The 13,810-nt window shown below is 63.9% G+C and carries 13 protein-coding genes; all 13 read right to left on the bottom strand.

Annotated elements, in window-relative coordinates; translation table 11 throughout:
* Positions 1 to 7: 7 nt before the first annotated feature.
* The 13 genes from AC1HIL_RS36750 to AC1HIL_RS36690 are packed head-to-tail and all read right to left on the bottom strand — an operon-like array spanning position 8 to position 13,793.
* A complete protein-coding gene (locus AC1HIL_RS36750; RefSeq protein ID WP_479668721.1) occupies positions 8 to 757 on the bottom strand; it encodes an enoyl-CoA hydratase/isomerase family protein in 750 nt (249 codons plus the stop codon).
* A complete protein-coding gene (locus tag AC1HIL_RS36745; protein ID WP_203208310.1) occupies positions 758 to 2,407 on the bottom strand; it encodes a GMC family oxidoreductase in 1,650 nt (549 codons plus the stop codon).
* The gene (locus AC1HIL_RS36740; RefSeq protein ID WP_479668722.1) at positions 2,385 to 3,578 is read right to left on the bottom strand and encodes a CaiB/BaiF CoA transferase family protein; all 1,194 of its coding nucleotides are present in this window, start codon (positions 3,576 to 3,578) and stop codon (positions 2,385 to 2,387) included. The genes AC1HIL_RS36745 and AC1HIL_RS36740 overlap by 23 nt, the downstream gene beginning before the upstream one ends.
* Positions 3,575 to 4,435 carry an IclR family transcriptional regulator gene (locus AC1HIL_RS36735; protein WP_479668723.1) on the bottom strand — a complete coding sequence of 287 codons (861 nt, stop codon included), beginning with the start codon at positions 4,433 to 4,435 and terminating at the stop codon, positions 3,575 to 3,577. The genes AC1HIL_RS36740 and AC1HIL_RS36735 overlap by 4 nt, the downstream gene beginning before the upstream one ends.
* Positions 4,432 to 6,810 carry a molybdopterin cofactor-binding domain-containing protein gene (locus AC1HIL_RS36730; RefSeq protein WP_479668724.1) on the bottom strand — a complete coding sequence of 793 codons (2,379 nt, stop codon included), beginning with the start codon at positions 6,808 to 6,810 and terminating at the stop codon, positions 4,432 to 4,434. Before AC1HIL_RS36730 ends, AC1HIL_RS36735 begins: the two co-directional genes overlap by 4 nt.
* Positions 6,811 to 6,821: 11 nt before the next feature.
* A complete protein-coding gene (locus AC1HIL_RS36725) occupies positions 6,822 to 7,328 on the bottom strand; it encodes a (2Fe-2S)-binding protein (RefSeq protein WP_479668725.1) in 507 nt (168 codons plus the stop codon).
* Positions 7,325 to 8,209: an FAD binding domain-containing protein gene (locus tag AC1HIL_RS36720; RefSeq protein WP_479668726.1), complete on the bottom strand. Its 885-nt coding sequence runs from the start codon at positions 8,207 to 8,209 to the stop codon at positions 7,325 to 7,327. The genes AC1HIL_RS36725 and AC1HIL_RS36720 overlap by 4 nt, the downstream gene beginning before the upstream one ends.
* A 41-nt stretch (positions 8,210 to 8,250) precedes the next feature.
* Entirely contained in the window at positions 8,251 to 9,405 is a 1,155-nt protein-coding gene (locus AC1HIL_RS36715) for a thiolase family protein (protein WP_203208304.1), read from the bottom strand.
* Positions 9,402 to 9,809, bottom strand: a complete 408-nt coding sequence (locus tag AC1HIL_RS36710) for a Zn-ribbon domain-containing OB-fold protein (protein WP_395347268.1) — start codon at positions 9,807 to 9,809, stop codon at positions 9,402 to 9,404. Before AC1HIL_RS36710 ends, AC1HIL_RS36715 begins: the two co-directional genes overlap by 4 nt.
* A 36-nt stretch (positions 9,810 to 9,845) precedes the next feature.
* Positions 9,846 to 10,475, bottom strand: coding sequence for an SRPBCC family protein (locus AC1HIL_RS36705; RefSeq protein ID WP_479668727.1), 630 nt, complete (start codon positions 10,473 to 10,475; stop codon positions 9,846 to 9,848).
* A gap of 7 nt (positions 10,476 to 10,482) precedes the next feature.
* Entirely contained in the window at positions 10,483 to 11,727 is a 1,245-nt protein-coding gene (locus AC1HIL_RS36700; RefSeq protein ID WP_479668728.1) for an ABC transporter substrate-binding protein, read from the bottom strand.
* Positions 11,728 to 11,764: 37 nt separating this feature from the next.
* Positions 11,765 to 12,895: a branched-chain amino acid ABC transporter permease gene (locus AC1HIL_RS36695; RefSeq protein WP_209547304.1), complete on the bottom strand. Its 1,131-nt coding sequence runs from the start codon at positions 12,893 to 12,895 to the stop codon at positions 11,765 to 11,767.
* A 1-nt stretch (position 12,896) separates the two neighbouring features.
* Positions 12,897 to 13,793: a branched-chain amino acid ABC transporter permease gene (locus AC1HIL_RS36690; protein WP_479668729.1), complete on the bottom strand. Its 897-nt coding sequence runs from the start codon at positions 13,791 to 13,793 to the stop codon at positions 12,897 to 12,899.
* Between the last annotated feature and the right edge of the window lie 17 nt (positions 13,794 to 13,810).

The raw sequence follows: 13,810 nt of genomic DNA, 5'->3' as shown, positions 1-13,810 counted from the left end.
GCCCGGATCAGTGGGCGGCACCGGCACGAATCGCAGGCATGGCGCCGGCGAGCATGCTGGCCGCCATCTCTGCGCACATGTCGAAATCCGCGGCCTGCGCTGCACGCAAGTAGCGCTTGACGGTGGCCAACGCCACCGGGTGGCGCGCACCAAGCAGAGCGACGATCTCATCAACACGTCCTGGCAAAGCGGCATGCTCCACGACTTCGCCGACGATGCCGCCGCGTACCGCTTCGTCGGCGCTCAATGTCGCCAAGCCCAGCACCATGCTGGCGGCGACCTTGGGCTGCACCTTGCGCGCCAGCGCAGACAGCGCCAGTGTCGGCGGCAAGTCCTTGCTCATCTCGGGCAGACTGAAACGCGCGGTGCGCGATGCCACAGCGATGTCGCAGGCAGCAACCAGCGCGCAGCCTAAGCCGTGCGCATCGCCCTGCACCTGTGCCACAGACACGATGTCCAGCGTATGCAATGCACGGTAGAGAGCAAGGATCGGTCCGACCAGACGCACACGCAAGTCTTCGGAGGTCGCCTGTCCCGCAGCGGGTGCGCCGCCCTCGGGCGCTCGGCCCACGCAGAACTGATCGCCCTCCGCACAAATACGCAGCACGCGGACCTCTGGTCTTGATCCGGCCTGGGCGATGGCATCCCGCGCCTCCCGTATGTCCGGCAAGGTCAAGGCATTGCCAGTCGCGGCCCGCGACAGCGTAAGGCGGGCCTCGGCACCGTGGTAGTCAAGGCGGATGGCGGAATGGGTCATTCAGGGTCTCCTGGTTTCCGAAAGCACGAGATCGGCGCCCTTCTCAGCGATCATGAGCGTAGCGGCGTTGGTGTTGCCAGCGATGATGCGCGGCATGATGGATGCGTCGATCACACGCAGGCGAGACGCACCGCGCACGCGCAGATCGAGGTCGACCACGCTGCGCTCGTCTGCGCCCATGCGGCAGGCGCCTACGGGATGGTGCACGGAGTCGCCCTTTAGGCGACAGAATGCCAGCAGGTCTTCGTCGCTTTGCAACTGCGCACCAGGCGCCAGCTCGAATGTTCCGTAGTCCTGCCAGACTGGTTGCTCGAAGAACTTCCTCACCCAGCGCAAGCCGTTGAGCATCAACGCGCGGTCGTACTCGTGGTTCATGTAGTGACCCACGATCGCCGGATGCTGATCCGCGTCTGCGCTCCTGATGTGAATGCTGCCGCGCGAGCGCGGAGCCAGCGCGCACATGATGGCGGTGACGCCTGGCACTTTCGAAAGCCGCCTGGGGTGCTTGGATGGATCGAGCGAGCCGGGTGCAAACAACATCTGCAAGTCAGGGCGGTCCACCGCGTCCGATGATCGAAAAAATCCACCGGCAGGCGCAGCGTTGCTCGCCAACAGACCATTGCGGCGTGTGTAGTAGCGAAGCACCTGGCTTGCAAGGCCCAAACCCGATGCATAGCGATTCAGCGTATCGAGGTTCCTGACGCCCACCACTACGGGCGCCTGGTAGTGGTCCTGCACGTTCTCGCCCACAGAGGGACGGTGCACATGGACGTCGATCCCCAAGGCCTGTAAGCGCGCCCCATCCCCCACACCCGACAGTTCGAGGATCTGGGTACTGCCTACCGTTCCGGCCGAAAGAATGACCTCGCGACGCGCACGGGCAGTGCACACGCGGCCGTCGGCTGCGCGGAACGTGAGTCCGCTCGCCACATTGCCATGCCACGCAATACGCTGAACGACCACGCCGGTAAGCAGGGTGAGCTTGGATCGCTGGCGCGCGCGCTTGAGGTAGGTACGTGCCGCACTCATACGCCGTCCGCCCTCCACCGGTTGGTGGTAGTAGCCAGCCCCCTCCTGGCTTGGTCCGTCGAAGTCGTCGCTAGGCGGAATACCCGCTTGCACCATCGACCGAATGAATACATCACAAGCGGGATGGCTTGGCGCGCGCGTTACGGGCACTGGCCCCTCGTCGCCGTGCAACTCGCTCGGCCCACGCACATGGCGCTCGCTGCGTTTGAAATAAGGCAGCACGCTCTGCCAGTCCCACCCCGTGCAGCCGGCTTCGGCCCAGCCGTCGTAGTCCGCGGAATGTCCCCGCACGTGAACCATGGCGTTGATGCTGCTCGATCCGCCGAGCACGCGCCCCCGCATATAGGTGATCTGCCGTCCCGCGAGGCCCGGCTCAGGGTCCGTGCGGTAGTCCCAGATCACGCGAGGATCGAAGGCGACATAGTTAAAACCCGCAGGAACGTGTAGCAACTCCATCGAGTCTTTCGGTCCCGCTTCAAGCAGGAGCACGCTGTGGCGGCCGTCTTCGGTCAGACGGTCGGCTAACACGCAACCGGCCGTCCCGGCCCCTGCAACGATGTAGTCGAATTCCAGTTCGCTCCCGGTCATCGGCGGCCCCTCAGATGACTGCAGTGGATTCATGCAACCAGTCATTCACCACTGTTTCGGTGTGCTCACCGAGTGCAGGGGGGAACGTGGGCGTGGCTTCGCTGGCACCCACGAATTTCAGCGGATTCCCAGCCACGCTTGCCTGAAGCTTGCCGCGCGGGCTGTGATCGGGAGTCTGAAGGTTCAGCACCATGCCACGCGCCTGCGCCTGATCACTGAGCAGCGCCCGATCCAGCGTATTCACAACGCCAGCCGGAATGCCGTCTGCGATGAGCAGCGACATCCATTCGGCCGCAGTGCGCGCAAGAAAGGCCTTCTCCAGAAGCGGCCAGAGAGCATCCCTGTTTGAAAAGCGTGCGGCATTGGTCACGAAGCGCGGGTCGTGCACGAGCCTTTCCACGTTCAATACTTTGGCGAGAGATCGCCACATCTTCTCGGTGTTGGCCGTCACGACCACGCTCGCGCCGTCGCCTGCGATGAAGCTCCTGTACGTGGGAATGGAGTCATGGCCCGCACCCTGTCGTCCAGGAATCTGCCCGGAGTGCAGGAAGGCTGCCGCTTGATAGCTCAGCATCGCGAGCTGGCAGTCAAGCATAGCCACATCGACCCAGCGGCCCTTGCCGGTGAGGGTGCGCTCATGCAAGGCCGCCAGCAAGCCGATCACGGCGTAAAGGCCCGCCGACAGGTCGCCAAGCGGAATCCCGGCGCGAACAGGCTCGCCATCCGGCTGTCCCGTCATACTCATTCCGCCCGAGAGCGCCTGGACCACCATGTCATATGCGGGCCAGTCGCGCCAGGGTCCGTCCTGGCCGAAGCCGGAGATCGAGCACCAGATGAGCCCGGGCTTCTCGAGGACGAGGCCTTCGTAGTCCAAACCCAATCGCGGCAGCACGCCCGGGCGGAAATTCTCCACCACCACGTCAGCACGCATGGCGAGCGAGCGCACAAGCGCGACGCCTTCGGCCGTCTTCATGTCGGCGACGACGCTGCGCTTGTTACGGTTGACGCTCAAGTAGTAGCTGCTATCGCCATCTACGAAGTTCGGCGGGATGGTCCGCGAAAGTTCACCTGTCGGCGGCTCCACCTTGATCACGTCCGCGCCGAGGTCGGCGAGGATCATGGTTCCGTACGGACCTGACAGGAACTGCGTCAGGTCAAGGACACGCACACCTTTCAAGGGCTGCGCAGGCTTGGCATCGATCATAATTTTTCGTCTCTGGTCGTATCTTGGTAGGTGGATGCCGGCCTGGGCCAGATGCCCGGGTAGCCCAGCGTGCGCGACAGCTCGCCGGCGTAGTGCATTGCCAGGCCGGCAAGCCGCGCGCGGTCCTTTTTCTGGAAGCGGGTCTCGGGAACGGTGTAGCCGAGGGTTCCGACAATCTGTTCGCGGCCGTCGAAGACCGGAGAAAACGTGCCGACCGCTCCGGAGATGCGCTGGCCTCGGGTGTGCGAGTAACCCTGGTCGCGTATCTCGATCAGCATGCGCCGGATCGCCCGGTGATCGCGCCGGTTCAATGGGTCATCGTTCGCCAGCACGCGGTCGACCTTGTCGCTACCCAACCAGGCCAGCGCGGCCAGTCCAGACGAACCCGTCGAAAGCGCGTAGGGCACATTGAGCGGTACGCGGTAGTCGAGCATCTGGCCAGACTCCACGCCGGAGATGAAAACCAGCTTCAAGGCGCGCTGGTCGAGCATGGCCAGATAGCTGGACTCGCCCGCTTCCCGCGCGGCGCCATCGAGAAACGGCCGCGCAACGGCCTGGAGCGGCATGCGATGCGTCACCAACGATCCGAGCCGGAAGAATTCGAAGCCGGGTCGGAACGTGCGGGTGATGTCATCGCGCTCGACCATGCCCTCTTGCATCAGCAACTCGAGCAAGCGGTGCATCGTCGAGATTGGAAGATTGACCGTGTCAGCCAGCTCTTTCATGGTGGGCTCCTGGCGCGCTTGCGCCACCGCACGCAGGACGAGCACGGTGCGCGCGATCGTGCCGGTCTCACGTTCCGCGCCGCTACCCTGCTTCGCTGCCGACAGCGTGCCGGGGCGGGGAAGCGGTGTCATGCAGCGCTCCCTTCGCTGTAAGCCCCGGCGGCCAGCAGTTGCTCGAAGAGGTCCTGAGGAACTGTCGGCGAGTTTTTGAGCTCCAGACGGAATTCACCGAGGGCGTTCTCGATGGCGCTGATGATCGCCGCCGCAGCCGGAATAGTCCCACCTTCGCCTGCGCCCTTGACACCCAGTGGATTGAGGGGCGAAGGCGTTTCAAGGTGCACGGTGTCCACGCGTGGCACATCCGTCGCCATGGGCATCAGGTACTCGCCGAAGTTGGTGGTGACCGGCTGTGCGTTCTCGTCGTACTGCATCCACTCCAGCGTCGCGTTGCCGATACCATGGGCCACCGCCCCCTGCACCTGCCCATCAACGATAAGGGGATTGATGAGGTTGCCGCAGTCGTGCGCCATCACGTAGTTGATGATCCGCGTCTGGCCGGTGTGCTTGTCGACTTCGAGTTCCACCACCGCCGTGCCGTTGCAGAAGGTGCTTTGCGCGGGCGAGAAATACTGAGTCTCCTCCAGCCCGCCTTTAAGCCCTTCTGGGAACGAGAATCCAGGCATGCCCTGCGCGATGCGCGCCAGTTCGCCGAAGCCCATGCTCTTGGCAGGATCGGCAACCAGATGCACGCGAGCCTCACCCAAAGCAAGCGAGGACACGTCGCACTGCATGATGAATGCTGCCAAGCTCAGCAAGCGTTCACGCACCTTGCGAGCAGCCAAGTAGACAGAGTTTCCAGCGGTCACGGTGATGCGGCTTGCAAACGTGCCGACACCCATCGAAATGACGCCCGTGTCGGCGGTGATGACGTCCACCCGGTCCATTGGAAGGTTGAGCTCTTGCGCGCAGATCTGCATGAAGGTGGTGTGATGGCCCTGTCCCTGCGGCGCGGCTCCGGTCAGCACGCTTACCCGGCCGTTCTGCTGAACGCGCACCGTAGCGCCCTCGAAAGGCCCGAGACCTGTGCCTTCAACGTAGTTCGCCACTCCGATGCCGATGTAGCGACCCTCGGCGCGCGCCTGGCGCTGACGCTCGGAAAACCCTGCGTAGTTCGCCCGCGCCAGCGCGGCGGCTTGGGTGGCTGGATAGTCGCCACTGTCATAGCGCATGGGTTTGCCGTCGCGATAGATGAACCCTACGTCATAGGGCATCTGCTCAGGCTGGATGAAGTTGCGTTCGCGGATTTGGGCGCGGTCCATGCCGAGCCGTGCGGCGGCGCGATCCAGGATTCGCTCCATGGCGAACACGGCCTGGGGACGGGCCGCGCCCCTTACAGGCGACGTCCCGCCTTTGTTGGTGAGCACCACCTTAAGATCCACCGACATCGACGGAATGACATAGGGACCGGGAGTCGTGGTCACACCGATCCACGGCATGATGATGCCCCACGGCAGGTAGGCCCCGTTGTCATGCACCATCTCGAGCTTGGCACCGCGAATTCCGCCGTCTGATTCGAGCGCGAGGGAGATCGTCCACCACTGGTCGCGTTCCTGCATCGCGGTGAGAAAGTGTTCGCGCCGGTCTTCGATCCACTTCACCGGCCGGCGCAGGTCCCGCGCGGCGATGCACACCAGGGCCTCTTCGGGATAGAACATCCCCTTTGGCCCAAACCCGCCGCCGACATCGTTCATGATGACGCGCAGCTTTTCGGGATCCCATTCCAACAGGTCCACGAGGACTCGCTTTTCCAAGTGGGGTGCCTGGCCCGACGACCACACCGTGAGCTGACCCGTGCTGGCGTGCGACTCTGCCATGTAGCCGCGTGCTTCCATAGGATGAGCGGAGCCGCGGTTTTGCCAAAAGGTGTCGGTGACCACCACCGGAGCATTTTCGAAAGCGGCGGCAGCATCGCCGTAGGCCATGGTCACGTGCGCTGCGATGTTATCGGGCGCGCCGGCATGGGCCAGCGCGGCACCGGGCTTGAGCGCGTCGATGGCGTTGGCCGATACTGGAAGTTCTTCGTATTCCACCTCGATGAGCGCACACGCGTCCTCGGCGAGGTAGCGGTTGTCCGCCACCACGAAAGCCACTGGATCACCGACGGTGAACACTTCCTCGTACGCGAGCAGCCGCTGCGCGTGCATCTGGCGAATGGCCGGGTTGGGCACGAGGATCGGGATGCCTCCACGAGCGGACTCGGGCAACTCGGCAAAGGTGTAGACCGCCACCACGCCGGCCATGGTCCTGGCCGCAGAAACGTCGATGCGCAACACCCGGGCGTGCGCGAAGGGGCTGCGCAACACTGCTGCGTGCAGCGTGCCGGGGATCTTGAGGTCGTCGACAAAACTGCCCTGGCCTTGCAGCAGCTTCCGATCTTCGGTGCGTTGCACGCGTTTGCCCACGTAGTCGTGGCCGGTGCCGATCTGTTTGGCGTCGGTGATGTCCATCGCAGCCTCCTTCAATTCACTTCTTGGTGGGCCGGCGCGGCCGCTGCGCGCAGGCGGCGCGCCGCCAACTGAGCCGCCTCGACGATCGGTTGGTAGCCCGTGCAGCGGCACAGGTTGCCGGTGAGCGCGTCGCGGATCTGTGCCTCGCTGGGATCCGCGTGGTCGGCGAGCAATTCGGTCAACGTGGCCAGCATGCCGGGCGTGCAGAAGCCGCACTGCAGCGCATGGCACTCATGAAAGGCCTGTTGCAGTACCGAGAGCGTTCCGTCGGGAGCAGAAAGCCCCTCCACGGTGGTGATTTCGTGGCCATCGACCTGCACGGCGAGCGTGAGGCACGACCGCGCGGTTCGCCCGTCGAGCAGCACGGTGCAGGCGCCACAGACGCCATGCTCGCAACCATAGTGCGTGCCGGTCATTCCACAGTCATGGCGCAGGAAATCACCGAGCGTTCGGCGTACTTCCACGCTACGCTCCATGGTCTTGCCGTTGATCTGGCAGCGAATGCTTTTTTCGTTCATGATGTTCCTTCATCTTCGGACGGTTGCATCCGCTCGAAGGCGGTGCGCAGGGCTCTGCTGCTCAAGACACCCGCGAGGTGGCGTCGGTACTCGGCGCTCACGTGCGCGTCGCCCACGGTGTCCTGCGCGCGTGCCGCCGCCGCTACCTCCCCTACCAGCGCTTCGTTGGCCTCGCGCCCCAGGGCACCGGCCTCTACTTCCGAGAGGCGTACGGGTCCGGCGGCAATGCCGCACAAAGCCACCGCCAATCGGGTGATACGTCGGTGGGCATCGCAGGAGGCGAGCACCGCCACGCCGACAATGGCGTAGTCGCCCTGACGGCGCGCGTACTCGGTAAAGGACCAGCCATGTCCACGTGGCCAAAGATCGATGTCGATGCGCGCGAGCACCTCGCCATCCTCAAGGTTGGGTGTCAGATAACCCAATGCCCAGTCGGCCATGGACACGCGCCGCTCGCCGCGCTGGCTGCGCAGCACGAGTTCCGCTCCTTGTGCGGCCAGGAAGCAGGGCTGTTCTGACGCTGGGTCGAGATGGCACAGGCTGCCACCCAGCGTGCCGCGGTTGCGAATCTGCGGATGGCTGACGAGCTCGTAGGCTTCGGGTATCAGAGGTGCAACGCGGCGCACCAGCTCCGATCGCTCGATGTCGCGCTGACGGGTCATCGAGCCGATTTGCAATCTGCCTTTCTGCAGATCGATGCCTTGCAGCTCGCTGACCGTGTTGAGATCGATGACATGGTCGGGCTGCACGAAGCGAAAGTTCATCATTGGCATCAGGGTCTGCCCCCCAGCCAGGAGCTTGGCGTTGTCCAGCGTCGAGGCCAGGTCCATGGCTTCGGCAATCGTGGTCGGCGCGTGGTAGGCGAATGCAGAGGGTTTCATCCGGAATCCTTGAGTGCTTGGCGGGTCGTGCAAGCGAGGGTTCAAGCCTCGAAGACGTGGATGCAACAAGCGCCATGGTCAAAGCCAGCCGTGCCCCCACCTGTGACGTGCGTGAGACCCAGTCGCGCACCCCGCACCTGCCGCGCGTCGCACCTGCCCTGCAGTTGCCGGACGATCTCCACGATCTGTGCGGTTCCGCTGGCGCCTACTGGGTGCCCTTTGGACAACATCCCACCGCTGGGATTGACAACGTTGCGCCCTCCCAGCGATGTGACACCGCCGTGCAGCAAGCGCGGCGCTTCGCCTTGCGGGCAGAGCCCCAACGCTTCGTAGTACAGCAGCTCGGCAATGGTGAAGGCGTCATGGCATTCGAGCACGTCGATGTCCCGCGGATCCAGCGCAATCTCCTCGTAAAGCTCGCCTGCGCAGCGCAGCGTGATCTCTGGAATCGTCATATCGCGAAATCCGCTGAGGTAGCGCCCCGAAGCCAGATGCGAGCCGCGCACCTTCACGGCCGGATGCAGGGCCGAGCGAGCGCCGTCGGCCGGCCCGATGACGACTGCGGCCGCGCCATCGCCTGTGGGACAGCACTGCATGAGGGTCAGCGGGTCGGCGATGGGACGCGAGGCCAGCACTTCCTCGACTGTCGTTGGGGCACGGAACTGGGCATAAGGCGTGAGCGCGCCGTGTCGTCGGGACTTCACCGCCACCATCGCCAAGTCCCGGGCGCTGTGGCCATGGTCATGCAGGTAGCGCTGCGCGCGCATTGCGTACAGCCCGGGCATCACCTGGCCATTCGCCACTTCGATGTCTTCTTCGTCCAGTGGCAGCGTGCCGCCACCGAGGCGCGTGAGTTTCTCGACGCCCACCACCATGGCATAGTCGATCTGACCGCTGCCGACTGCGATGAACGCCTCACGGAACGCCGTTGCGCCAGACGAGCATGCGTTCTCGTTGTTGACGATGGGTATGCCCGTGAGCCCTGTTTCGCGTGCCACGCGCTGGCCTGCCATCATGCCGGACAGGGCTGAGCCGCAGTACATGGCCTCGATGTCGCTGCGTACCAAGCCCGACTCTTTCAGCGCGTCGATGACGGCGGGACGGGCTAGGTGAGGTACCGAGACCGCACGATGCTTGCCGAATGGAATGATGCCGGTGCCCAGCACCGCCACATCACGAAGTTTGGCGTGGCTCATGCCGCGGCTCCTTCCAGGAAATAACGAAAGCCCTCTCCCGCAGCGACCACCTTCAGCACGACAGGCTGGTCCGCACGCCAGTCGGTGGTGGCATCGGCGAGCTTCGCGAGCAGACGCAACCCGTTGGGAAAGTCCGCATAACCGAGCGCGTAGGGCGTCTGCCAGTTGACCGGGGCAGCGTGTACACGCGTAAAGCTGTAAAGCGATGCCTTGCCCACCAGGGGCAGATCCCGCAGCGACTCATGAAGACAGAACGGGCAGATGGTGGAGGCCGGAAATGTGCATTTGCCGCAGGCCATGCATTGGCTGGCGCGCAACGCCAGACCGTGCTCCTGCGTCATTACTTCGGTGGCGGCCAGACGCGCCCCCTCGTTGGGGGCCAGAGTTTCGGAAGGGGGATTCATTGGTTGTCCGTCGATATCGGAGTGGAAAAAGCGGCGTCAGGAGCGGCGGCCTGTGAGGCGCGCGAACCAGCCCTTGACGGACGCTGCTAGGGCCCGCCACATCAGGGACCCCGCATCCAGACTTGCGACGGCTGGTGGCGCTGCAGCTGAGGGCAGGGCCAACGATCCGGCCTGCGCAGGACCGTGTGACTCGGGTTCGGTCTTTGGTATCTCGCCAATGCTTTGCTGCAGATTGGCGGCGAACTGGTCCATCAATTGGCGCGACAAGGCCTCGATCATTCCGGCGCCGCGGCCGAACTGAGCCACCGCGCCCGAGAGATCAACCGAGGAAATGATCTCGGCGCGAGTGCCGGCACCCTCCGGCCGGAGACGCATGTTCACATCGGCTTTCGCGCCGCCACGTCCCTTGGTATCTGAACCCTGCGCTTTCACGACCACGCGGCTGGACGCCGCGTCGACATCATCGAGGTGAAACTTGCCCGCGAAGCTGAAGTTCATAGGTCCGAGCTTGACGCCGAAGCTGGCGCGCCAACTGCCGTCGTCGTTGCGCCCAAGCAGCTGCGCACCCGGGAAACAAGGGGCAGCTCGCTCAATGTCCGTCAGGATCGTCCAGGCAGTGGCGAGCGGTGCGGCGATCACGAAGGAGGACTGGATGGTCAATGCCATGTACAGCTCACTTCTTCGCCACGTCTTCGAAGACGAAGTCCTTCGTCATCGGCGAGGTGTAGTTGCTCTCCAGGCTTTCCAGACCGAAGGGCTTGTTGCGATTGATCCTGAAGACCGAGCCGGCCATGGCCGGTGCACGGCCTGCAATGGGGCCGTAGGTGTAGTTCCCTGAAAGACCGAGGTTGTCCACCATACCGAGCTGCGTGAGTGCCCTCATCACGCCTTCACGGGAAAGGTCGTTGTTGGCCACCGCCTTCTCCAGCAATGCTGTCATGGCGCGCGCCTGGTTGTAGCCCACCACGGCCCAGAGATCCGGCTTCTGATCGGGCCGGAAACGCTTGAGGTCATTGAGCATCGGTGCCACGCCCGACACGCCGGTGCTGGCCCATTCCACGCCTTCTCCCGCGATCAACACATTCTTTTCAAGGTAGTCGATCGCCGGAGTGCCCAGCAGCGAACCGTGCCACGACGGCCACTGGCCCACCCACTGCGGAGCGTAGCTTGCGCGCGCTGAACTTCCCACGATGTTGACGAGCTGGGCCGGCACCGTGGTGACGAGAACGACTTCACATCGTGCGTTCTTCATCTGATTGATCTGACCTGTGAAGTCGCGATCCTGAGGCCCGAAATACGTGGTCTCGACAACCTTCTTGCCGCTCTTCTCGAGCGCGAACTTCCAGCCCTTGAGGCCCGCCAGGCCGTACGGGTCATCGCGCACCATGGCGCAAAAGTTGGCGTCCTTTTTGTTGCCCTTTCGCAGCAGGTAATCCACCGAGTTGATGGCCATCAACTCATACGTGGATCCGATAGGCAGCAGATTCGGGTCCCTGATCATGAAGCCCTCGAACCCGCCCGGCGCCACCACGAACTTGTCGCGGCGAAGCTCGGGCAGGATGGCTTTGGTGGTGTGCGTGCCAAACACCGACGCGGTCACCACCTCGCCTTTTTGCTTGGCGTAACGCTGCACCGCCTGACTCTCGGTGTTCTGATGATCCTCTGTCAGAACTTTCACCTTGTACTTCCGCGCGATGCCACCATTCGCATTCACGCCGTCGAACCACACTTGCATCCCCGTGAGCACAGGTTGCCCGAGCACCGCCACGGGCCCGGTGAGAGGGCCGATGTAGCCAACGCTGATGGTCTGGCCGTCGAAGCCCGGGGCGGGCTTGGGATCGGCGAGCGCGGGGCCGCACAGCAGCGCGAAAACCGGCACGGCCGTCGCGGCGAGGCGGCAGGCAAATGCTTTGGTCATGAATGTCTCCAGTGATTTGATAGAAGGAAGGCCGAAGTCAACTGCCACGTACGCGTTGCTCGAGGCGGCGCCAGAGGCCGCCTAACAGCGCGGACAGGCCACGGGGCGCGACCGTCAGGAATATGACGATGAGCACACCGAAGAGAACCTGGATCAGGGCGAAGACTGAGATCAACCCGCCGTCACCCGGCATTTGCGACACGATGCGCCCGGTGTTGGGTATCACCCCGAGGATGGCCTGCGTGGCGTGCGGCAGACTGATGATCACGGCCGCGCCAACGATGGAGCCAAGCACGCTGCCCACACCTCCGACGATGATCATGGCGAGGTATTGGATGGAGAGCACCAAGGTCCATTCCGCAGGACTTGCGAAGCCGACGTAGGCGCCGTAAAGCCCGCCGCTGAACGCGGCCAGCATGCTCGACATGGCAAACGCGGCCACCTTGTAGCGTGCGATGTCGATACCCAGCACCTCGGCCGTGAGGTCGCGATCACGGATGGCTTGCAGCGCGCGTCCAGGCCTTGACCGCAAGATGTTCACCAAACCCAGCCCGACCACCGCCACCATTGGCCAGACAACCCACGCGAAGCGCCTGTCCTTCAGCGTCGGATCGCCCATGTCCCAACCCAGGATCGCCAGCGTCGGCGTGATCGCACGACCGCCCACTCCGCCAGTCACCGATGACCAATTGTTGAAGATGTGCAGACCGATAAAGACCAGCGCGATGGTTACCATCACGAGATAGTTGCCGCGAAGGCGCAGCGCGAAAGGTCCCGTGGCCGCGCCCACGGCACCGCCCAGGAGCGCGCAGGCGGCCAGCCAGACCGGCAGCGGCAAGCCCCAATCCCCGCCGACCACGGCTGCGCAGTAGGCACCCATGCCGATGAAAAATGGATGGCCCAGCGACACCTGCCCCGCATTGCCGGAGAGAAGGTTCAAGCCCATTGCGGCGATGGCGGCGATGCCGATGTACACGTACAACTTCAGAAGAAAGCCGGTCAGCACCAGAGGTAGCGCGAACCAAGCCACCAGCAGCCCGATCATCAAGAGCCAGCGCAGCGGATGACCCAGCAGATCGAGTCGATGCACGATGGCCGCCCGATGGATCGCACGAGTAGAGTCGGTCCAATCAACCCAAGAGCGCGAAGAAGGAGGGGTGGTGCTCATGTCAGCCTCTGCGCACGCTGCGCGTTCCAAGCAGCCCATACGGCCGCACCAACAGAATGGCGATCAGCACGATGTAGGGCATGACCAGGTGAAAGTTCTTGCCGAGCCATGGCGCGTACACCGGGACGTAATACGCGGTGAGCACCTCGGCGATGCCGATCAGAACGCCTCCAAGCACAGCGCCGGCCGGACTCTCCAGGCCACCGACGATTACAGCGGGAATGGCGGCCAGCGCGATCAGCGACAGCTCGGGGCTCACCACGCGAGCCCCACCCCCCAGGAAGATGCCGGCGACACCGGCGACCGCGCCAGCAAGGCACCAGGCCGTGTTGAAGACCGTGTTGGGCGAAATGCCCTGGGCCATGGCCGCTTCGCGATCGATCGCCGTGGCCCGCATGGCGATCCCAAGACGGGAAAAGCGGAAGAAAAGATACAGCGCGACGACGATCACCACTGCAAGCAGCACCGCCCAGAGGTCGATGGTGAACACTGATAGTGGGCCGATCGAGGTCATCGAGATACCCCAGGGATCGCCCATCGTGAGCACGTCGTAGCCCCAGATTGCCGGCGGAATCTGCTCGAGCACGATGAGCACCGCCCACGTCAGCATGATCAGGGTGAAGTGCGGCTTTCCAGCCATCCGCGACAGCACGAGGGTCTGCACCAGTATCCCAACCGCGCCGGTGGCGAACGCTCCTAACAGCAAGGCCAGCCCGAAATGAAGGCCCCATCCGCCCACCGCATGGTGTGCCAGGTAGGCGCCAAACATGAGTATGCCGCCGGTCGTGAAGTTCAGCACGCCGGTGGCCTTGTAGACGATGACGAAGCCGATGGCGATGAGCGCGTACATCGTCCCCTGCGCGAAGCCCGCGAAGAGAATCTGGAAAAAATCAATCATGCTGTGCGTCCCGATCG

The sequence above is a fragment of the Variovorax sp. ISS6 genome, assembly GCF_056523145.1.
The sequence above is the reverse complement of the archived record's forward strand: the minus strand, read 5'-3'. Positions and strand labels throughout refer to the sequence as shown.